Here is a 19,931-nt window from a genome sequence, read left to right as displayed (position 1 = left end):
CCGTATTGTTCAACTTGCCATGCCTAATTAGCCTGTATCGAAACCTTCATCCTCACAGGAATCGATCATGGCCAGCCGTATAACACTCAACGCCACCGGCACTGCCGATGTCATGCAGGTGCAGCACGTCCAACCGCAAGTGCCAGGGCCAGGCGAGGTGTGGCTGGAGCAGACCGCCATGGGCGTCAACCCGCTGGACGTACTGCAGCGCAAGGGCGGGGCGCCCCTGGCATTGCCGTCTGGCCTGGGGCTGGAGGGCGCAGGGCGGGTGAGCGCGGTGGGTGAAGGGGTGGGCAATGTGCGCGTGGGGGACCGGGTGGCGTATGCGATGGGGCCGGTAGGCGCTTATGCCAGCGGGCGGCTGTTCCCTGCCGAGCGCCTGGTCAAGCTGCCGGACTCACTGGATGACGAAGCCGCCGCAGCCGTATTGTTCAAGGGCATCACCGCGCAGTACCTGCTGAAGAGCACCTACCGCATGGGGCCGGGTACCCAGGTGCTGCTGTATGGCGCGGGCGGGGCATTGGGGCAGCTCATGGCGTCTTGGGCCAGGCACCTGGGGGCGACCGTGATTGGCGTAGTGTCACGACCACAGAGCGTCGAACGGGCGCGGGCGGCGGGCTGCCATCACGTGCGGGTGTTCGAGGCGGCCACGTTGGCCAAGGAGGTGCGTGAGTTGACGCAGGGCGAGGGCGTGGACGTCGTGTATGACAGTGTCGGCAAGGTGTCGCTGGAGGCCTCGCTGGACAGCCTGCGCCCGCGCGGGTTGCTGGTGTCATTTGGCGGCACCTCCGGCGCGCCGGCGGCCATTGAAGTGGCCACGCTCAATGCCAAAGGCTCCCTGTACCTGACGCGCCCGTCACTGGCAGCCCATACCCGCACCGTCGAGGAATACCAGCAGCGCGCCGCCGATGTGCTGGGGGCGGTCGACGCAGGTATCATCCAGCCTCGGGTCTGGCGTCGCTACCCGCTGGCCGAAGCGGCCAGGGCCCACGCGGACCTGGAGCAAGGGCTGTCGGAAGGGGCGCTGATTCTCACCGCCTGACTTTCCTACCTTCTGCCGAGCCTTGCCATGGATGCCTTCGACAGCCGCCGCGCCGATGAACTTGCCACCTTGCTGGCCTTGCACGAGCAGGGGTCGTTCGCGGCTGCTGGACAGCAACTGGCACGCCACCCCACGGTGCTGTCCAAGCGCCTGAGCGCACTCGAAGCACGCCTTGGTATCCGCTTGGTTGAGCGCAGCACGCGGCAACTGCGCTTCACCGACGAAGGTGAACGGTTGGTGGCGCGGGTGCGTGAGGCCAGCCGGCTGATCGCCGAAGCCGAACAGGAAGCCACGCAAGGGGCGGTAACGGTGCGGGGGCGTTTGCGCCTCGCCTTGCCGGCGGCCATGGGGCGGCGCTGGTTGAGCGGGATGTTGGCGGATTTTGTGCTGGCCTATCCGCAGGTCACAGTGGAGGCCGAGTACGCTGATCGCTTCGTTGACCTGATCGGCGAGGGCTTTGACGCTGCCATCCGTATCGGCGAGTTGGCCGATAACCGCCTGGTGGCGCAACAACTGTGCGATCACCGCCGCATCCTCTGCGCCTCGCCGGGTTACTTGGCCCGCCATGGCACGCCGCAGCAGCCTGAGCAGCTAGCCGGGCATAACTGCCTCGGCTTCAGCGGCTTGCGTTCGTTTCCCGAATGGCGCCTCACCCGGCAAGCGCAGCAAGTCAGTGTCAAGGTCAGTGGTTCGTTGCGCAGTAATGACAATGAAGCCTTGCTCGAAGCTGCCCGCCGGGGGGTGGGCATATTGGCTGGCGGCGACTGGTTGATGGGTGAGGACTTGACCAGTGGGCGCTTGGTGCGGGTGCTACCGCAGTGGCAGCTCGATGTGGCGGCAGGGATCTACCTGGTGCGGCCTACGGCACGGCTGAACACCGCTGCACTCGGGGTTTTCAAGGCGTGGGTGACTGAGCAGTTCAGTGCGGGAGCGCCCTGGCGGCACCAGGGCGATCATCTTTAGATTTCGCCTTAATTTTATTACTTAACTAATTGAAAATAAACGATAAAAACTATTTTTAGCTGTTTTGCCTGTTGTTAAGATTTTGCTGAAAATAATCAGGCTAACCTATTGAGAAATATGGATTTATCGCCTTGCGACGGCATGCTGCACGCATTGCTCGTAATAGGTCTGTTTGATCGCCGCAGGTTTCAATCGCGAACGGCTGTTGTAAGTCTGCTCGGTAATGCCGAACGCGGTCATGCGCATCCACGGCTTGGCGAACTTGCGCGCCTGTAACTTCTTGCGCGTGGCATACAGGGTTACCCCTGATAGCTTGGCCTGCTGGGCTTCTGCGGCGATCTGTGCGCCCCAGCCACAGGTCTGGCGATCGTTCTGGCTCAGCGTCCTGGCCTGCACGCCGAAGGCGGCCGTGGCCAGCAGGCAGCCAGCCATCGTTGCTAGAAGTACTCGCATGTTGCTGTCCTAAGCATCTGAAGGAGAAGGGAGTTTGCCTTCCCTTCAAACACCTGGGGGCCAGCAATTTGCCGTCAGGCAGTGGCCATTCGCAACCGCCCTGAGGCGGGGGCACGCAGGCTGGCCCAGGCAAGGCCTGCCACCCAGATGACCGATACGCCGTAGTTCAAGCGCTGGTACAAGCCGAACAGATGGCCACTTTCAACAGCCTTGCCCATCAGCGCGACGGTCACGATCGCCAGCACTACGGCTGCCAAGGAGAACAGGCTCAAGGCCCGTGAGCCGGCCATCCGGTTGCCTAGCCAGGCCCACAGCGCACTGGCCAGGGTCAACGAAAGGAACATCAGCAAGCCCGAGAGGTTGTGCAACTGCTGCGACAGCGAAGGCTGTGCCGGTGCACACCCTTGGTCGCAGGGGAACCAGCCGGTGCCCAGGCTGCCCAGGCCATGCAGCAGCACCAGGGCCGCGCTGACCCGCGCCAGGGTCGATCCCTGCCAGCGACGGGCCAGGCCCCAGGCAAACAGTGCGAACAACACGGCCAGTGGGAAGTTGTTGACCCGCGGTGACCAGTGCTGGGTAGCTGCACCCACGGCGCCGAGTTGGCTCATGGCCTGTTGCAGGTGGTCATAGCCGGGGTACGCCTGGGCGGTCAGCCACACGCCGGCCAGCAGCCACAGGGGGATCAGCAGGCCAGTGGCGAGCAGAATGCGGTCGAGCGGTTTCATGCTGTCGTTTCCTTCCATGGATAAGTGAGCGCGAAGCCGCACGGTACAGCCTTTCGCTGGCTTTGGGCCAGCATGTGGCGCTGATTTTTCGCATTACGCGTGTCGCAGACACAGTGTGAAATACCGCATTGGGTGTATGTGATCGTACAACTGCTTGCGCTATTATGGGCGCTGTCTTTCAAGGTGAAATACAGGGCATGACAGAGCAGCAGGTACAGGCAAGGACCCGGCGCAAGCCGCGCAGTCTGGCCCAGGAACTGGTCACGGTGCTGACCGAGCGAATTCGCAGCGGCCAGCTCAAGCGCGGCGACAAGCTGCCGACCGAATCGCAGATCATGGCGGAAGAGGGCGTCAGCCGCACCGTGGTGCGCGAGGCCATCTCGCGGCTGCAGGCCGCAGGCCAGGTGGAGACCCGCCATGGCATCGGCACCTTTGTGCTGGACGCACCGGCCACGGGCGGTTTCCGCATCGACCCGGCGACCGTGGTGACCCTGCGCGAAGTGCTGGCAGTGCTGGAGTTGCGCATTGCCCTGGAGATCGAGTCGGCAGGGTTGGCGGCGCAGCGGCGCAGCGATGAACAGCTGGTTGGCATGCGCGCAGCGCTGGACGAGCTCAACGAAGGCGCGGCCCATGCGACCGATGCCGTGTCCGCGGACTTCCAGTTCCACTTGCGCATCGCCCAGGCCAGCGGCAACCACTACTTTGCCGACATCATCAACCACCTGGGTACCAGCATCATTCCACGTACCCGGCTCAATTCGGCACGCCTGGCCCACGATGACCAGGCGCACTACATGAGCCGGTTGATGCATGAGCACGAGGCGATCTACGAAGCGATTGCCCGGCAAGACAGCGAAGGGGCGAAGATGGCCATGCGCATGCACTTGAGCAACAGCCGCGAGCGGTTGCGTCAGGCGCATGAAGAGGCGGAGGCGCAGGGGGTCTGAGCCCTTTGTCGCCCAGGCTGGCCTCTTCGCGGGTAAACCCGCTCCCACAGGATCACTGCAGGCTTGAAATCTGTGCCACCCCTGTGCGAGCGGGTTCACCCGCGAAGGGGCCGGTACAGACAAAAGAAAAAGCCCCGACATGTGCGTAATGCTGTTCAGTTAAGAATGCCGGGGCCGCTCTGCGGCCCATCGCGGCACAAGGCCGCTCCCACACCGACCGCGTTGTGCCCCTATTTACAGGGCATACGCGAACATTGTGGGAGCGGCCTTGTGCCGCGATGGGCCGCAAAGCGGCCCCAATACAGGCAATGGATAACTTAAGTGAACAGCATCACGACATGTGCGGGGCTTTTTCCATTCTAAAGACGATCAGATCGCCTCTTCGCTCCACTGCCCATTCACCAGGCGACGCAGCCCCAGCGGGTTGCCATCGCGCAGCGCCTCAGGCAGCAGCGCCTGCGGGTAGTTCTGGTAGCACACCGGGCGCAGGAAACGGTCGATGGCCAAGGTGCCGACCGACGTGCCGCGTGCATCCGAGGTTGCCGGGTACGGCCCACCATGCACCATGGCGTCGCACACTTCGACACCCGTCGGGTAGCCATTGACCAGAATCCGGCCGACCTTTTCTTCCAGCAGCGGCACCAGCCAGGCGAACGCTTCGAAATCCTCCGGCTCGCCGATCAGGGTCGCGGTCAGTTGGCCGCGCAGGCCGAGCAGTGCGGCGCGCAGTTGTTCGTTGTCCTGGGCTTCGACGGCCACAGTGGTCGGGCCAAACACTTCTTCTTGCAGCAACGGGTCGGCGTCGACCAGCAGGCGGGCGTCAGCTTTGAACAGCTGGGCGTGGGCCTGGTTGCCTTCCTGTGCCTGGCCGGCCAGGTGCTCGATGCCAGCGTGGGCGTGCAGGTGCTCCAGGCCGCCAACGTAGCTGCGCAGGCCGCCGGCGTTGAGCAGGGTCTGGCCAGCCTGTTGGTCGAGGTGCTGGCCGAGGTCGGCCAGCAACTGGCTGAATTGCGGCGATTGCAGGCCGATCACCAGGCCAGGGTTGGTGCAGAACTGGCCGGCACCCAGGCACACTGAGCCTGCCAGTTCGCGGGCGATGGCTTCGCCGCGTTTGGCCAGGGCGCCGGGCAGGATGATCACCGGGTTGATGCTCGACATCTCGGCAAACACCGGGATCGGCTGTGGGCGTTCGGCGGCCATGCGGCACAGCGCATCGCCACCCTTGAGCGAGCCAGTAAAGCCGACGGCCTGGATCGCCGGGTGCTTGACCAGCCATTCGCCGACCCCGCCGCCGAAGACCATGTTGAACACGCCCTTGGGCATGCCGGTGCGCTCAGCGGCGCGCTGGATGGCACAACCGACCAGGTCGGCTGTGGCCATGTGGCCGCTGTGCGCCTTGAACACTACCGGGCAGCCTGCGGCGAGGGCGGCGGCGGTGTCGCCACCGGCAGTCGAGAAGGCCAGCGGGAAGTTGCTGGCACCGAACACGGCAACCGGGCCTACGCCAATGCGCATCTGGCGCAGGTCGACACGAGGCAGCGGTTGGCGATCCGGCAGGGCCAGGTCGATGCGTGCCCCCAGGTAATCACCGCGGCGCAGGACTTGCGCGAACAGGCGCATCTGGCCACTGGTACGCCCGCGCTCGCCCTGGATACGCCCTGCAGGCAGGGCGGTTTCGCGGCAGACGATGGCGACGAAGGCGTCGTCCAGCTCATCCAGTTCGGCGGCGATGGCATCGAGGAATTCGGCGCGGCGCGCCGGGGCCAGTTGGCGGAATTCGGCGAAGGCGGCAGCGGCGGCTTGAGCGGCTTGGTCCACTTCAGCCTCGGTGGCCTGGGCAAAGCTGTAGGGCAGGGCCTCGCCAGTGGTGGCGTCCAGGCTCTGCAGGCGTTGCGCGCCAGCGGCGCTGCGCTGGCCGGCGATGAAGTTGTGGCCGAGGATCTCAGGCATGGGGTGCTCCTTTGATGAAATAAAAGGCTGAAGGACGGTATGGCCCGCTCCCACAGGGGCCATGCCAAACCGCTACATCAGGTAATCGGCGCCGGGTTGAACAGGGTGATGTCGTTGTGCAGCCGGTGTTGTTCGGCCCAGGTCTGCTTGCGGCCGCTGGCCACGTCCAGGTAGTAGTGGAACAGCTCCCAACCCAGTTCCTCGATGCTCGAGCGGCCTGTGGCGATGCGCCCGGCGTCGATGTCGATCAGGTCAGGCCAGCGCTCGGCCAGCTCGGTGCGGGTGCACACCTTGACCACGGGTGCCATGGCCAGGCCGTACGGCGTGCCGCGGCCGGTGGTGAAGACATGCAGGTTCATGCCAGCTGCGAGCTGCAAGGTACCGCAGACAAAGTCGCTGGCCGGGGTCGCGCAGAAGATCAGGCCTTTGCGGGCGACTCGCTCGCCAGGGCCGAGCACGCCCTGAATAGCGCCGCTGCCGGACTTCACGATCGAGCCCAAGGACTTTTCGACGATATTCGACAGGCCGCCTTTCTTGTTGCCCGGCGTTGTGTTGGCGCTGCGGTCGGCCGCACCTTGCTGCAGGTAGCGGTCGTACCAGTCCATCTCGCGCACCAGCGCCTCAGCCACGTCCTGGTTCTCGGCGCGGGAGGTCAGCATGTAGATGGCGTCACGCACTTCGGTCACTTCCGAGAACAGCACGGTCGCGCCGGCGCGTACCAGCAGGTCCGAGGCATAACCCAGCGCGGGGTTGGCAGTGATGCCGGAGAAGGCATCGCTGCCGCCGCACTGCATGCCCAGGATCAGCTCGCTGGCGGGCACCGTTTCGCGACGGCGCTGGTCGAGTTTCTTCAGGCGGGTTTCAGCCAGCGCCATGATCTGTTCGATCATTTCGCCGAAGCCCAGGCTGGCGTCCTGCAGGCGATACAGCCACGGGTCGCTGAGGTCTACCGAGGGGTCGTTGTCGTGCATGACCTGGCCGGCCTGCAGCTTTTCACAGCCCAGGCTGATGACCAGCGCTTCGCCGCCAAGGTTAGGGTTGCGCGCCAGGTTGCGCACGGTGCGGATCGGGATGTAGGCATCGCGGGCGTTGATCGCCACGCCGCAGCCGTAGCTGTGGGTGATGGCGACCACGTCATCGACGTTGGGGTACAACGGCAGCAACTCTTGGCGAATACGCTTGACCGCATGCTCCAGCACGCCCGTCACGCATTGCACGGTGGTGGTGATGCCGAGGATGTTGCGGGTGCCGACGGTGCCGTCGGCATTGCGGTAGCCCTCGAAGGTAAACCCCTCGAGCGGCGGCAAGGCGTCGGGGACGGCGTCGCAGCGCGGTAGGCTGTCCAGCGCTGGGGCTTCTGGCATGGCCAGCTGGCTTTCCTGCACCCAGCTGCCTTGGGGCAAGTCTTCAAGGGCGTAACCGATGATCTGCCCATAGCGGCGCACCGGCTCGCCTTTGGCGATCAGTACGGTGGCGACCTTGTGGCTCTGCGGCACGCCTTCGACCAGGGTCAGGCCGTCGGGAAAGCGGGCGCCTTCGCCCAGGCCACCGTCGTTGACCACTACCACGACATTGTCGTCATCGTGCAGGCGGACGTAGCGGGGCGAGTCGGAATGTTCGATCAACTGCATGTTCGGGCCCTTCTTGTGATTGCTCAGGCTTTATACATCCGCCCGCGGCCGGCAGGTGCCGGGCGCGGGCGTGTTCACTCAGTGTCGGGCGCTTGCCAGGTCACCATTGGCGGTGACGTCGGCTTCAGCCTTTGGGGTTTCATGCAGCTCGATGCGCTTGATCGGGCCGACGATCACCAGGTAGCTGAACACCGCGACCAGGGCGTTGGCGCCTACATACACCAGGGCCCACTTGAACGAACCGGTGGCGCTGATGATGTAGCCGATGACGATGGGCGTGGTGATCGAGGCGATGTTACCGAAGGTGTTGAACAGGCCGCCCGAAAGGCCGGCGATCTGCTTGGGCGAGGTGTCGGCGACCACAGCCCAGCCCAGTGCACCAATGCCTTTGCCGAAGAAGGCCAAGGTCATGAAACCGACCACCATCCATTCAGCGTCGACGTAGTTGCAGAAGACCATGGTGGTCGACAGCAACAGGCCGCAGACGATCGGCAGCTTGCGCGAGAAGGTCAGCGAATTGCCGCGGCGCAGCAGCCAGTCCGACAGCACCCCGCCCAGCACGCCACCGATGAAGCCGCAAATGGCCGGCAGCGAGGCAATGATGCCCGCCTTGAGGATGGTCATCCCACGCTCTTGCACCAGGTACACCGGGAACCACGTCAGGAAGAAGTAGGTGATGGCGTTGATGCAATACTGGCCCAGGTACACGCCCAGCAGCATGCGGCTGGTCAGCAACTGCTTGATGTAGCCCCATTTCGGGCCGTCGTTGCCGCGTTTCTGGTCCATGTCCACCAGGCCGCCGTTCTGCTCGATGTGCTCGAGCTCGCTTTGGCTGATGCGCGGGTGTTGCTTGGGGTTGTAGATGGTCTTCATCCAGACGAACGAGAACAGGATGCCGAGGCCGCCCATGACCACGAACACGTGTTCCCAACCGAAGCTGAAGACAATCCAGCCCATGATCGGGGCAAACAGTGCGGTGGCGAAGTACTGGGCCGAGTTGAAGATGGCCGAGGCCGTGCCGCGTTCTGCGGTGGGGAACCAGGCCGCGACGATGCGGGCGTTGCCCGGGAACGACGGGGCTTCGGCAAAACCGACCAGAAAACGCAGGGTGAACAGCGTTACGATTGCCCATGCCACCGGCAGGCCACCGACAAACCCTTGCAACAGGGTGAACAGCGACCAGGTGAAGATGCTGAAGGCGTAGACGTTCTTGGAGCCGAAACGGTCGAGCAGCCAGCCACCAGGGATCTGGCCGGCCACGTAAGCCCATCCAAAGGCAGAGAAGATATAACCGAGGGTGACGGCGTCAATGCCGAGGTCTTTCTGCAGGCTGGAGCCTGCGATTGCAATGGTAGCGCGGTCGGCATAGTTGATCGTGGTCACCAGAAACAGCATGAACAGGATCAGGTAGCGCACATGCGTCTTCTTAGTCGCTTGCATGCTGGTAGTACTCCCACTAGTTATTTTTGTGCGGGCTCACGAGGTGTAACCGGAGTGGGGGCTTCCCACTCCGGGTGCGGCTGAGACAGGCCGCGGGGGTTCGCTTATTGCGGACCCATCTTGTCCATCAGGGCTGCGAGCATTTCGTATTCTTCAGCAGTCAGGTCGGTCAGCGGCGTGCGCACCGGGCCAGCGTCGTAACCGGCGATCTTGGCGCCCGCCTTGACGATGCTGACTGCGTAGCCGGCCTTGCGGTTACGGATGTCCAGGTACGGCAGGAAGAAGTCGTCGATCAGCTTGCCAACGGTGGCGTGGTCTTCGCGGGCGATGGCGTGGTAGAAGTCCATCGCGGTCTTTGGCACGAAGTTGAACACGGCCGACGAGTAGACCGGCACACCCAAGGCCTTGTAGGCAGCAGCATACACTTCGGCGGTCGGCAGGCCACCCAGGTAGCTGAAACGATCGCCCAGGCGGCGGCGGATCGACACCATCAGCTCGATATCACCCAGGCCATCTTTGTAGCCGATCAGGTTCGGGCAACGCTCGGCGAGTTTTTCCAGCAGGTCGGCGTTCAAGCGGCAGACGTTACGGTTGTAGACCACTACACCGATCTTCACCGATTTGCACACGGCTTCGACGTGGGCGGCGACGCCGTCCTGGCTGGCTTCGGTCAGGTAGTGCGGCAGCAGCAGCAGGCCCTTGGCTCCCAGGCGCTCGGCTTCTTGCGCGTATTCGATGGCCTGGCGGGTCGAGCCACCAACGCCGGCGAGGATCGGTACCGAAGTGGCGCAGGTGTCGACGGCAGTCTTGATCACCTGGCTGTATTCGCTGGCCGCCAGGGAGAAGAACTCACCGGTACCGCCGGCTGCGAACAGGGCGCTGGCGCCATAAGGGGCCAGCCATTCCAGGCGTTTGATGTAACCCGCCTGGTTGAAGTCGCCCTGGGCATTGAAGTCGGTGACCGGGAAAGACAGCAGGCCGTGGGAGAGGATGGATTTCAGTTCTTGTGGATTCATTGTTATAGGCATCCTGTGGCGCTTGGGTGAGGGTGTGTAGAAGCGATGGAGGTAAGTTATCGTACAACTTGTACGATGACTAGTCCCTCGATGCATTTTTTTTCCCTGATGGGCTGAGGAAGGCGTGTTTCTGCAGGCGTCCCTTTCGCGGGTAAACCCGCTCCCACAGGGAAAGCGCAAACATTCAGCACCTAGAAAACCCCGTGGGAGCGGGCTTGCCCGCGAATGGGGCGTAGTAGGCGAAAACCGATCATGCATGAAGCCTGGCACCCAGGTTCATGGCAAACAGTCATCGTATCTCTTGAGGGGGAAGGAAAAAACGATCGCGGAGACAGGCGCAAGCCCGCCGCCCGCATCCACGGGAAGTGTTCTGGGACCAGCAGAGGGTGACCGGGGAAGCGGGGGCGGCCTTGCGCCGCCCCGCGATCAAAGCTAACGAAGCTTTGTGTCAGGCAGCCTGATGGTGCTTGACCTGGGACTTGCGAACCTGGGCGCGGCAAGCGTCGCCGAAGGCTTGGAAGATCTTGATCGAATCAGGGTTTTTCGCGGCTTGCCACTCGGGGTGCCACTGCACCGCGAACAGGAAGGGCGAAATGCTCGGGGCATGAATAGCCTCGACCAGGCCGTCTTCGGCGAGGGCGATTGGCTCGATGCCTTTACCCAGGTTGCGCAGGCCTTGGCCATGCAGCGAGTTCACGCGGATCTCGTCGCAGCCCAGGGTGTCGCGCAGCCAACTGCCTGGCTTGACCTTCACGGCATGCACTTGGGCATATTGCACATCGACCGGGTCTTCGGGGTTTTCGCGGTGGTCGTTGAAGCCTGGCTCGGCGTACACCTTCTGGTAGATGTCGCCACCCAGCGCCACGTTGATTTCCTGCATGCCACGGCAGATGCCGAAGATCGGCAGGCCACGCTTAAGGGCTGCCTTGACCAGCGGGATGTCGAACAGGTCGCGTGCCTTGTCCTGGCCTTTGCCGGGGGTTTCGTTTTCCTGGCCGTACAGGGCCGGGTCGATGTTGCTGCCGGCACCGGTCAGGTAGACGCCGTCGGCCATGTCCAAGTAGGTCTCGAGGTCTTCAGTGCCACAGCAGGTGGGCACCAGGACCGGGACGCAACCGGCGAAGTCGACCAGCGGAGTAATGTATTTGTGGGTCATGACCTGATAGTCATGGCCTTTGCGCTCTTGGCTGCCCATGGTCATCAGAACGACGGGTTTGCGCAGGGAAGGTTGCTTGTTGCCAATGTTGCTGTTGGACATATGTCACCTTGGGACAGGTTCGACCTGTCGTTGTTGTGCAGGCGCACGGCCGGGGCCTTGAGTGCGACCTGAAGCCCCGAGCACTGCCGGCTCGTCAGAGGCGACGATTCCGGTCGGGACTTGTTACTAGCTTGCCAGAGCCGTTCGATATGTCAAACGACTGGTAGAGGCTTTAGAGGGGGCTATACGCCGATTTCAGGGGGGTTAAACCGTTGCAGGCCTGTGGCGGCAAGGGTTTGGCAGGGGGTGAGGTCAATTATATTTAACGACGCAGTTGGTTCATTGCAGCGGTGCAATGAAGGCGGCGTATGCATTGGCACGCCACCTGTAATCGATGGACTTGTGCTGCGAAGAGGCCAGTGGCAGCCACGAAGATTTACGGTGCTGTCACTGGCCTCTTCGCAGCGCAAGGCTGCTCCTACACGGATCAGTGCAGTATCTGCGCCAGGAACCCTTTGGCCCGCTCGGTCTTCGGTTGGTTGAAGAACACCTGAGGCGGGCTGTCTTCGATGATCTGCCCACCTTCAAGGAACAGCACCCGCTCGGCCACCTGCCGGGCAAAGCCCATTTCATGGGTGACGCAGAGCATCGTCATGCCCGTGTCGGCCAGCTTTACCAGCACATCCAGCACCTCGGCGACCATCTCTGGGTCCAGCGCCGAGGTCGGCTCGTCAAACAGCATGATGCGGGGTTTCATGCACAAGGCGCGGGCGATGGCCACGCGTTGTTGCTGGCCACCGGACAGCTGGCTGGGGTATTTGTGCGCCTGGCTTTCGATGCCGACCTTGGCCAGGTACATGCGCGCGCGTTCCTCGGCGTCCTTGCGCGACAGCCCGCGCACGCTGGTGGGGGCCAGCAGGCAGTTGTCGAGCACGCTCATGTGCGGGAACAGGTTGAAGTGCTGGAACACCATGCCGATCTCGCTGCGGATCTGCGCCGCCTGGCGCGTGGTGGCGGCCAGGTCGGTGCCATCCACCTGGACGCTGCCTTTTTCGGCCACTTCCAGGCGATTGATGCAGCGGATCAGCGTCGACTTGCCCGAACCGGACGGGCCGCACAGGACGATGCGTTCGCCTTCGCGGACCTGCAGGTCGATGTCGCGCAAGACATGAAACGCGCCATAGTGCTTGTTCAAACCCTCGATACGGATCAGTACCGGGCGCGGGTCGGGTGCTGGAGCAAGGCTGGCAAGGCTCAAAGGGGCGGTCATATTGTTGTTCTCCGCAGGGTTCAGTCGAAACGTGTCGCGCTGTAGGGCGCAGGGTCGGTAAACGGGCGCTCGCCGGTCAGCAGTTCTGCCAGCAGCCGGCCACTGACCGGGCCCAGGGTGAGGCCATGGTGTGCATGCCCGAAGTTGAACCACAGGCCTTTGTGCCGCGGCGCTGGGCCAATCACTGGGCGCATGTCTGGCAGGCACGGGCGCCGGCCCAGCCACGGCGCGTCATCGAGGCGTTCGCCGAGTGCCGGGAACAACCGCCGGGCCAAGGCTTCACAGCGGCGCAGCTGGATTTCGTTGCCTGGCGCGTCGCTGGCAGCAAACTCGATACCGGTGGTCAGGCGCACGCCCCGGGCCATGGGCGCCAACACATAGCCGCCTTGGGTATCGCAGATCGAATGCTCGAGTTGCGCACCGTCACGGGTGGCGTAGTGCATGTGGTAGCCGCGCTTGATCGCCAACGGGATCTGGTAGCCAAGGCCTTCATAGAGGTCGGCCGACTGTGGGCCGAGGCAGGCCACCACTTCGTCGGCGGTGACCGGGCCGCGACGGCTGTCGACCTGCCATTGCCCTTCGGCCTGGCGCAGGCTGCGCGCATCGCCATGCAGGAACTGCCCGCCACGTTTGACGAACAGCGCCGCATAGCCGCGGGTGAGGGCGCCGGGGTTGTTCACGGTCTTCGGGTCGAGCCAATGAATGCCACCCACCACGGTGCTGTCCAGTTGGTGTTCGCGTGCCTGAAGCTGCCCGCATTCGAGAATCTCGTACTGCAGGCCGTAACGGCTCAAGCCTTTGAGGTCCTCCTTGGCCTGCTTGAATAGGGCCGGGTCGCGGAACACCTCGATCCAGCCTTTGGCCTGAACCAGCCCTTCCAGGCCGGCGGCATCGATCAGCGCGTCATGCTCTTCGACGCAGCGCTGTACCAGCGGCAGCATGTCGGCGGCGGCACCCGCCAGGCGCCCCGGTGCCGACTGGCGCCAGTAGCGCCACAGCCACGGTGCGGCCTTGGGCAAGTGCAGCAAGCTGTAGCGTACGTCGGGCTGGCGGTTCAGGCCGTAGCGCAGCAGCGCGCCCGCTTGCCGGGGGAAGGCATACGGAATCACGCTGGAGCGCTCGATCAGCCCGGCATTGCCATGGCTGGTGCCGCTGCCGGGTTCGTCGCGGTCGATCAGAATCACCTGGCGCCCGCGCGCCTGCAGGTGCAGCGCGGTGCTGACGCCGACAATGCCGGCGCCGAGAACGAGAGTCTGGCAATGCATGGAACGTATCCTTCGGTCAGTTCAGGTGGCGGCCCAGGCGGGCTTCCAGGTGTTTCAGGAGGCGCCGTACCAGCTCGACGATCACCAGGTAGAGCACGGCGGCCCACAGGTAGATCTGGAAGTCGAAACTGCGCGAGAACGCCAGTTTGGTCACGCCCATCAGGTCGTAGATGGTCACCAGCGAAGCAATCGCGCTGGCCTTGATCATCAGGATCAGTTCATTGCCCAGTGGGCCGATGGCCACCAGCAGCGACTGTGGCAGGATCACCTTGAAGAAGGTGGTCGAGCGGCTCAGGTTCAGTGCCCGCGCCGCCTCATGCTGCCCAGGCGCGACGGCCATCAGGCTGCCGCGGAAGATCTCGGCTTGGTAGGCGGCGGTGTTCAGGGTGAATGCCAGCAACGTGCAGAACCACGCTTCGCGGAAGAACCACCAGAGGCCGACGTCCTGCCAGAAACCTTTCAACGAGCCGAGGCCGTAGTAAAGGAGGAACAACTGCGCCAGCAGCGGCGAGCCGCGGAAGAAGTACACATAACCGGCCGACAGGCGCTGCAGCAACTGGCTGCGCGACAAGCGTGCCAGTGCCAGCAACAGGCCGAGCACGGCGCCTAGGGTGAATGAAATCGCCACCAGCTTGGCTGTCACCAGCAGCCCATCGACGAAGCGCGGGCCGTAGCGTTCCAGCAGGTCCGGGTCGAGGACGACTGCCAGCCATTGTTCGATATTCATGCCCGGGCTCCTTGCAGGTGACGGCTGCTGCGCCGTTCGATGAAGGCAAAGACCCGTCCCGAGACCGCCGAGAACAGCAGGTAACCCAGGCAGGCAACGCCATAGAAGAACATCGGCTCTTTGGTCACGCTGACGGCCAGGTTGGTCTGGCGCATCAGGTCGACCAGCGAGATGGTCGACACCAGCGAGGTGTCCTTGAGCAGCGACAACCAGTTGTTGGACAGGCCGGGCAGGGCGATGCGCGTCAGTTGTGGCAGCACCACCTTGAAGAAGCCTGTGCGCTTGCTCAGGCCCAGTGCCGAGCACGCTTCAAGTTGCCCTTTGGGCAGGGTCTTGAAGGCTGCCAGCCAGATTTCGCTGGAGAATGCGGCAAACACCAGGCTGAAGGCGATCATGGCGGCCAGGAACGTGTTGATCAGGAATTCGCCTTGATAGCCGAGGGCGGCCAACACTTTTTGCGCGGCGATCTGGCAGCCGTAATAGATGATCAGCAGCGTCAGCAGTTCGGGCAGGCCGCGGAACACGGTAGAAAAGGTCGTGGCCCAGGCCCGTGGCAGGCGTTTGCGCGAACGTGCGGCAAACGCTACGGCCAGGCCCAGCGGCAGGCCGATGGGCAGGCAGGCGAGGGCCAGCGAAACGGTGACCAAGGCGCCGGCCAGCAACGCCTGGCCCCAGCCTCCGCTGGCGAAGGACAGCAAGGACAATTGATCGAGCATGACAAACCCCTAAGGTGGGCAACGCGTTCTCTTGGTAGGAGCGGCCTTGTGTCGCGAAAGGGCTGCGGAGCAGCCCCAGGGTGTATGCCGCGGCACAGATTGCAGGGGGCCACTTTGTGGCCCTTTCGCAGCACAAGGCTGCTCCTACAGGATTGCGTCGTTTCCTGAAGATCAGTTGTAGATATCGAAGGCGAAATACTTGCTGGCGATCTTCTGGTAGGTACCGTTGGCAACGATCTGTTGCAGTGCGGTATTCAGGCGTTGGCGCAGCGCCTCGTCATCCTTGCGCACGGCAATGGCCGCGTCGGCCTTGGTGTCGGCCACGTCGCCGAGGATCTTGCAGCAGTCCTGGCCGTTCTTGGTCATCCACTCGTGCAGGGGGAACTTGTCGGCGATCACGCCATCCAGGCGGCCTGCGGCCAGGTCGGCGTTGGCTTCATCCATGGTCGGGTAGAGCTTCACGTCGGCACCGGCCTTGCCGTAGACGTCTTCGGCATAGATGGCTTGGGTAGACGAGGATTGGGCGCCCACGGTGTAGCCGACGAAGTTGTTCTGGGCGTCTGTGATCTTGCTGTCCTTGGCTACAGCCACCGTCAGCGGGGTACGGTAGTAATGATCGGTGAAGGCGATTTTCTTGCGGCGCTCTTCGGTATCGATCATGGACGCGACCACGGCGTCGTACTTGCGCGCCATCAGGGCCGGGATGATGCCTTCCCAATCCTGGGCGACCAGGGTGCATTCGACTTTCATCTGTTCGCACAGGGCGTGGGTGATGTCGATGTCGAAGCCGTGCAGCTGGTTATCGGCGTCGACATAGTTGAAGGGCGGGTAGGCACCTTCGGTGGCGAAACGCAGGGTTTCAGCACTGGCGGCGCCCGCCAGCAGCAGGGCACACGCACCTACCATAGCCATGGTCTTGTTCATCTCGCACCTCTTGCACTCTTGCTATTGTTGTTTTCCCGCCGGCCACGAGGTGTAGCCGACGAATTCGTTATGTAGAGCGGCAGTCGCTTCCAAGCGTTTTTCAACATCCGGCCCGAGCTTCTTGCAGACCTCGTTGACCATCAGGTGCACCCACGACAGCATGGTCGCGGTGGATTCCCAGAACAGGTTGAATTCGGTGGGGATGCGGAACACCTCGTCGGCGTTGGCATCGGCCCAGTCACAGAAGGTGTCGGTCACCAGGGTGACCGCAATGCCAGCCTCGCGCGCCTTTTGGCACAGCTGCAGGGCGTGGCGGGAATAACGACGCGCCTCGAACACCACCAGTGCGCTGTCTTCGGCGCGGCCCAACAGCACCTCACCGAAGTGCCCGGCGCTGAGGTCGACCAGTTGTACGCCATCGCGCAGGTACTGCAGCAGGTGGCTCATGCACATGGCAACGCCGCGCTCGGTTTGAAAGCCGGCGATGAACACCCGTGGTTTGCTTGCCAGGCGCTGTGCCACGCGATGCCAGGGCTCGCTCTGGCGGTACTCGTGCACACGCACCAGTGCGGCGATTTCCAGCTCCAGGCTGCCGGCGTTGTCGCTGGCATCATGGTTCTGGCGGTAGTCTTGCAGGCGGTCACCGACCAGCCACGGGCCATCGCCCAGGTCGTTCTGCAGGTCTTGCTTGAGCGCCTTGAGGTGGGCATAACCTAACGAGCGGCAGAAACGGCCAACACTGGATTCGCTGACACCCAGCTTGGCAGCGATGCTGGCCGAGGTCTGAAAGGGCAGTTCGTGCAGGTTGGCAAGCATGTAGCTGGCGATCGTGCGGCCTGAGGCGGCAGCCCCTTGCAGGCTGTTTTCCAGGCGTTGCTTGATCGGTTGGCTCATGCTGTTTCTCCGGGGGTGAGGCTTGCGATAGAAAATGAATGTTTTCTGTCATCAAGTCAATATTTGACAGATAGCTGTCACATGCAGGAAAGTTTTTGTCGTTGCAACGCTGTAGCCACTCTAATTCCAACAAGGAGCTTCAGATGTCCGCACCTTCCACTGGCACTGCCGTGCGTGTGCCTTTTACCGAGCTGCAGAACCTGTTGCAGGCGATCCTCCAGCGTCATGGCTGCAGCGAGACCGTGGCCCAGGTGCTGGCCCACAACTGCGCCAGCGCCCAGCGCGATGGTGCTCACAGCCATGGTGTGTTCCGTATTCCGGGCTATGTCTCGACCTTGGCCAGTGGCTGGGTCGATGGCCAGGCCAGGCCGAAGGTCAGCGACGTGGCGGCTGGCTATGTGAGTGTCGATGCAGCGGGCGGATTTGCTCAGCCGGCGCTGGCGGCGGCCCGTGAGCTGTTGGTGGCCAAGGCACGCAATGCCGGCATCGCAGTGCTGGCGATCCACAACTCGCACCACTTCGCGGCGCTGTGGCCGGATGTAGAGCCGTTCGCCGAAGAGGGCCTGGTGGCCCTGAGTGTGGTCAACAGCATGACCTGCGTGGTGCCGCATGGTGCACGCAAACCGCTGTTTGGCACCAACCCCATCGCCTTTGCCGCGCCGTGTGCCGAACATGATCCGATCGTCTTTGACATGGCCACCAGCGCCATGGCCCATGGCGATGTGCAGATCGCTGCACGGGCCGGCCAGCAGTTGCCCGAGGGCATGGGCGTAGATGCCAACGGCCAGCCGACCACCGACCCCAAGGCCATTCTCGAAGGCGGCGCCTTGCTGCCGTTTGGCGGTCACAAGGGGTCGGCGTTGTCGATGATGGTCGAGCTGCTGGCGGCGGCGCTGACGGGCGGCCATTTCTCGTGGGAGTTCGACTGGTCCTCGCACCCTGGGGCCAAAACGCCCTGGACCGGGCAGTTGATCATCGTCATCGACCCGAGCAAGGCCGAAGGCGAGCGGTTTGCCCAGCGCAGCCGCGAGCTGGTGGAGCAGATGCAGGCCGTGGGCCTGACGCGGATGCCCGGGGAGCGGCGTTACCGCGAGCGCGAGGTGGCCGAGGAAGAGGGCGTGGCATTGACCGAGCAGGAACTGCAGGGCCTCAAGGCATTAGTTGCCTGAACCGGCCTCTTCGCGGGTAAACCCGCTCCCACAGGTTTGGCGTTGTGGGAGCGGGTTTACCCGCGAAAGGGCCGTTACAGGCAGCACGAATCTAGGGCTGTGCAATCTTGCATAGACAACCTGCACAATCGGTGATGTTCCTCCACCGCGACTCCGGGTATCCTCAGGGCAGCCATTCCGAACTGTCCTGATCCAAGGAGCTGCACGCTGTGTTCAAACATGTCGATGCCTATGCCGGCGACCCGATCCTCTCGCTGATGGAAACCTTCAAGGCCGATCCCCGCGCCGACAAGGTCAACCTGAGTATCGGCCTGTACTACGATGAAGCCGGCGTGGTGCCACAACTGGCGGCGGTGGATGCCGTCGAAAAACGCATCGCAGGCGTTGCTCACGAAGCGTCGCTGTACCTGCCGATGGAAGGCCTTGCCAGCTACCGCCAAGCCATCCAGGCACTGCTGTTCGGTGCCGATCACCCGGCCGTGACCGGCGGCCGCGTGGCCACCGTGCAGACCGTGGGTGGTTCTGGCGCACTGAAAGTGGGTGCCGACTTCCTCAAGCGCTACTTCCCGCAGTCCGAAGTCTGGGTCAGCAACCCGACCTGGGACAACCACCGCGCCATCTTCGAAGGTGCCGGGTTCAAGGTGCATACCTACCCGTACTTCGACCAGGTCAGCCGTGGCGTCGACTTTGACGGCATGTTGGCAACCCTGCAGACCCTGCCGGCCAACAGCGTCGTGCTGCTGCACCCGTGCTGCCACAACCCGACCGGCGCCGACCTGGACCAGAACCAGTGGCAGCAGGTGGTGGAAGTGGTCAAGGCACGTCAGCTGATCCCGTTCCTCGACATCGCCTACCAAGGCTTTGGTGAAGGCCTGGTGGAAGACGCCTACGCCATCCGTGAAATGGCCCGTGCCGGCGTACCGTGCCTGGTCAGCAACTCGTTCTCGAAGATCTTCTCGCTGTACGGCGAGCGGGTAGGGGGCCTGTCGGTGGTCTGCGACGATGACGCCACCGCGCAGAGCGTGCTCGGCCAGCTCAAGGCTACCGTGCGCCGCAACTACTCCAGCCCACCCAACTTCGGTGCCCAACTGGTCGCCGGCGTACTGGGCGATGCCGCGCTCAATGCCCAATGGGCGGCTGAAGTCGAAGTGATGCGTAAACGCATCCTGGACATGCGTCAGGCGTTGGTCGATGCGCTGGCCACGCTGCTGCCAGGCCAGGACTTCCAGTTCTTCCTGCGCCAACGCGGCATGTTCAGCTACACCGGTTTCAGCGTCGAGCAGGTGCGTCGCCTGCGTGACGAGTTCGGCGTTTACCTGATCGACAGCGGCCGGGTATGCATGTCCGGCCTGCGTCCGGCCAACCTGCAACGGGTTGCCGAGGCGTTCGCCGCCGTTCAGAAGTGATGTGATAGGGGCCGCTTCGCGCAACACCTGTAGGAGCGGCCTTGCGCCGCGAATGGGGCGCGAAGCGGCCCCCGGTTTCACCCAGTTGTCATGACAAGTGCAACCGTCCCTCGGACGGGGCTTCGCAACCGCCCACTTTCAGTGCACAATCGCGCCCCTCTTTTTTGGTTGGGGAGCGCGAAGCGTCTGGTTCGC

General features: G+C 63.4%; 18 protein-coding genes. 5 read left to right on the top strand and 13 right to left on the bottom strand.

Features of this window, described 5'->3' with window-relative positions:
* The first annotated feature begins 67 nt into the window (after positions 1-67).
* Together ACMCNM_RS17980 and ACMCNM_RS17975 are read left to right on the top strand one after the other, a co-directional pair.
* Positions 68-1,042, top strand: coding sequence for a quinone oxidoreductase family protein (locus ACMCNM_RS17980; RefSeq protein WP_412765074.1), 975 nt, complete (start codon positions 68-70; stop codon positions 1,040-1,042).
* Between the two features lie 27 nt (positions 1,043-1,069).
* A complete protein-coding gene (locus ACMCNM_RS17975; protein WP_186680287.1) occupies positions 1,070-2,005 on the top strand; it encodes a LysR family transcriptional regulator in 936 nt (311 codons plus the stop codon).
* Positions 2,006-2,128: 123 nt separating this feature from the next.
* Here the strand turns inward: ACMCNM_RS17975 and ACMCNM_RS17970 are convergent, their stop codons facing one another.
* Both ACMCNM_RS17970 and ACMCNM_RS17965 read right to left on the bottom strand, forming a co-directional pair.
* Positions 2,129-2,458 carry a hypothetical protein gene (locus tag ACMCNM_RS17970; protein WP_085274370.1) on the bottom strand — a complete coding sequence of 110 codons (330 nt, stop codon included), beginning with the start codon at positions 2,456-2,458 and terminating at the stop codon, positions 2,129-2,131.
* A gap of 74 nt (positions 2,459-2,532) precedes the next feature.
* Entirely contained in the window at positions 2,533-3,183 is a 651-nt protein-coding gene (locus ACMCNM_RS17965; protein ID WP_186703580.1) for a DUF998 domain-containing protein, read from the bottom strand.
* A 197-nt stretch (positions 3,184-3,380) separates the two neighbouring features.
* Here ACMCNM_RS17965 and ACMCNM_RS17960 point away from each other — a divergent pair, with 197 nt between their 5' ends.
* A complete protein-coding gene (locus ACMCNM_RS17960; protein ID WP_027593610.1) occupies positions 3,381-4,130 on the top strand; it encodes a FadR/GntR family transcriptional regulator in 750 nt (249 codons plus the stop codon).
* Positions 4,131-4,499: 369 nt separating this feature from the next.
* On the opposite strand, the gene ACMCNM_RS17955 is transcribed toward ACMCNM_RS17960, so the two are convergent.
* From ACMCNM_RS17955 to ACMCNM_RS17905, 11 genes are all read right to left on the bottom strand, one after another.
* Positions 4,500-6,080, bottom strand: a complete 1,581-nt coding sequence (locus tag ACMCNM_RS17955; RefSeq protein ID WP_412765073.1) for an aldehyde dehydrogenase (NADP(+)) — start codon at positions 6,078-6,080, stop codon at positions 4,500-4,502.
* 77 nt (positions 6,081-6,157) lie between these two features.
* Positions 6,158-7,711 (bottom strand): galactarate dehydratase, encoded by a 1,554-nt coding sequence (gene garD, locus ACMCNM_RS17950; protein WP_186680280.1) that lies wholly within the window; start codon positions 7,709-7,711, stop codon positions 6,158-6,160.
* A gap of 78 nt (positions 7,712-7,789) precedes the next feature.
* Entirely contained in the window at positions 7,790-9,151 is a 1,362-nt protein-coding gene (locus ACMCNM_RS17945) for an MFS transporter (protein ID WP_099454424.1), read from the bottom strand.
* Between the two features lie 104 nt (positions 9,152-9,255).
* A complete protein-coding gene (gene kdgD / locus ACMCNM_RS17940; protein WP_027593606.1) occupies positions 9,256-10,167 on the bottom strand; it encodes a 5-dehydro-4-deoxyglucarate dehydratase in 912 nt (303 codons plus the stop codon).
* A gap of 448 nt (positions 10,168-10,615) precedes the next feature.
* Positions 10,616-11,425 (bottom strand): gamma-glutamyl-gamma-aminobutyrate hydrolase family protein, encoded by an 810-nt coding sequence (locus ACMCNM_RS17935; RefSeq protein ID WP_099429091.1) that lies wholly within the window; start codon positions 11,423-11,425, stop codon positions 10,616-10,618.
* Between the two features lie 427 nt (positions 11,426-11,852).
* Positions 11,853-12,635, bottom strand: coding sequence for an amino acid ABC transporter ATP-binding protein (locus tag ACMCNM_RS17930; protein WP_027593604.1), 783 nt, complete (start codon positions 12,633-12,635; stop codon positions 11,853-11,855).
* A gap of 20 nt (positions 12,636-12,655) precedes the next feature.
* Positions 12,656-13,900, bottom strand: a complete 1,245-nt coding sequence (locus ACMCNM_RS17925; protein ID WP_412765072.1) for an NAD(P)/FAD-dependent oxidoreductase — start codon at positions 13,898-13,900, stop codon at positions 12,656-12,658.
* A 16-nt stretch (positions 13,901-13,916) separates the two neighbouring features.
* Positions 13,917-14,627 (bottom strand): ABC transporter permease, encoded by a 711-nt coding sequence (locus ACMCNM_RS17920; protein WP_412765071.1) that lies wholly within the window; start codon positions 14,625-14,627, stop codon positions 13,917-13,919.
* The gene (locus tag ACMCNM_RS17915) at positions 14,624-15,343 is read right to left on the bottom strand and encodes an ABC transporter permease (RefSeq protein ID WP_027593601.1); all 720 of its coding nucleotides are present in this window, start codon (positions 15,341-15,343) and stop codon (positions 14,624-14,626) included. Before ACMCNM_RS17915 ends, ACMCNM_RS17920 begins: the two co-directional genes overlap by 4 nt.
* A gap of 171 nt (positions 15,344-15,514) precedes the next feature.
* The gene (locus ACMCNM_RS17910; RefSeq protein WP_099429094.1) at positions 15,515-16,267 is read right to left on the bottom strand and encodes a transporter substrate-binding domain-containing protein; all 753 of its coding nucleotides are present in this window, start codon (positions 16,265-16,267) and stop codon (positions 15,515-15,517) included.
* Positions 16,268-16,288: 21 nt separating this feature from the next.
* A complete protein-coding gene (locus tag ACMCNM_RS17905; protein WP_027593599.1) occupies positions 16,289-17,161 on the bottom strand; it encodes a MurR/RpiR family transcriptional regulator in 873 nt (290 codons plus the stop codon).
* Positions 17,162-17,304: 143 nt separating this feature from the next.
* Between ACMCNM_RS17905 and ACMCNM_RS17900 the strand changes: the two genes are divergently transcribed.
* Positions 17,305-18,330 (top strand): Ldh family oxidoreductase, encoded by a 1,026-nt coding sequence (locus ACMCNM_RS17900; protein WP_186703579.1) that lies wholly within the window; start codon positions 17,305-17,307, stop codon positions 18,328-18,330.
* A gap of 209 nt (positions 18,331-18,539) precedes the next feature.
* On the top strand, positions 18,540-19,736 hold the full coding sequence (locus ACMCNM_RS17895; protein ID WP_027593597.1) for an aromatic amino acid transaminase: 1,197 nt from the start codon (positions 18,540-18,542) through the stop codon (positions 19,734-19,736).
* Positions 19,737-19,931: the final 195 nt, after the last annotated feature.

It is taken from the genome of Pseudomonas sp. NGC7, assembly GCF_047159675.1.
Taxonomy (GTDB): Bacteria; Pseudomonadota; Gammaproteobacteria; order Pseudomonadales; family Pseudomonadaceae; genus Aquipseudomonas; species Aquipseudomonas kermanshahensis.
The sequence above is the reverse complement of the archived record's forward strand: the minus strand, read 5'-3'. Positions and strand labels throughout refer to the sequence as shown.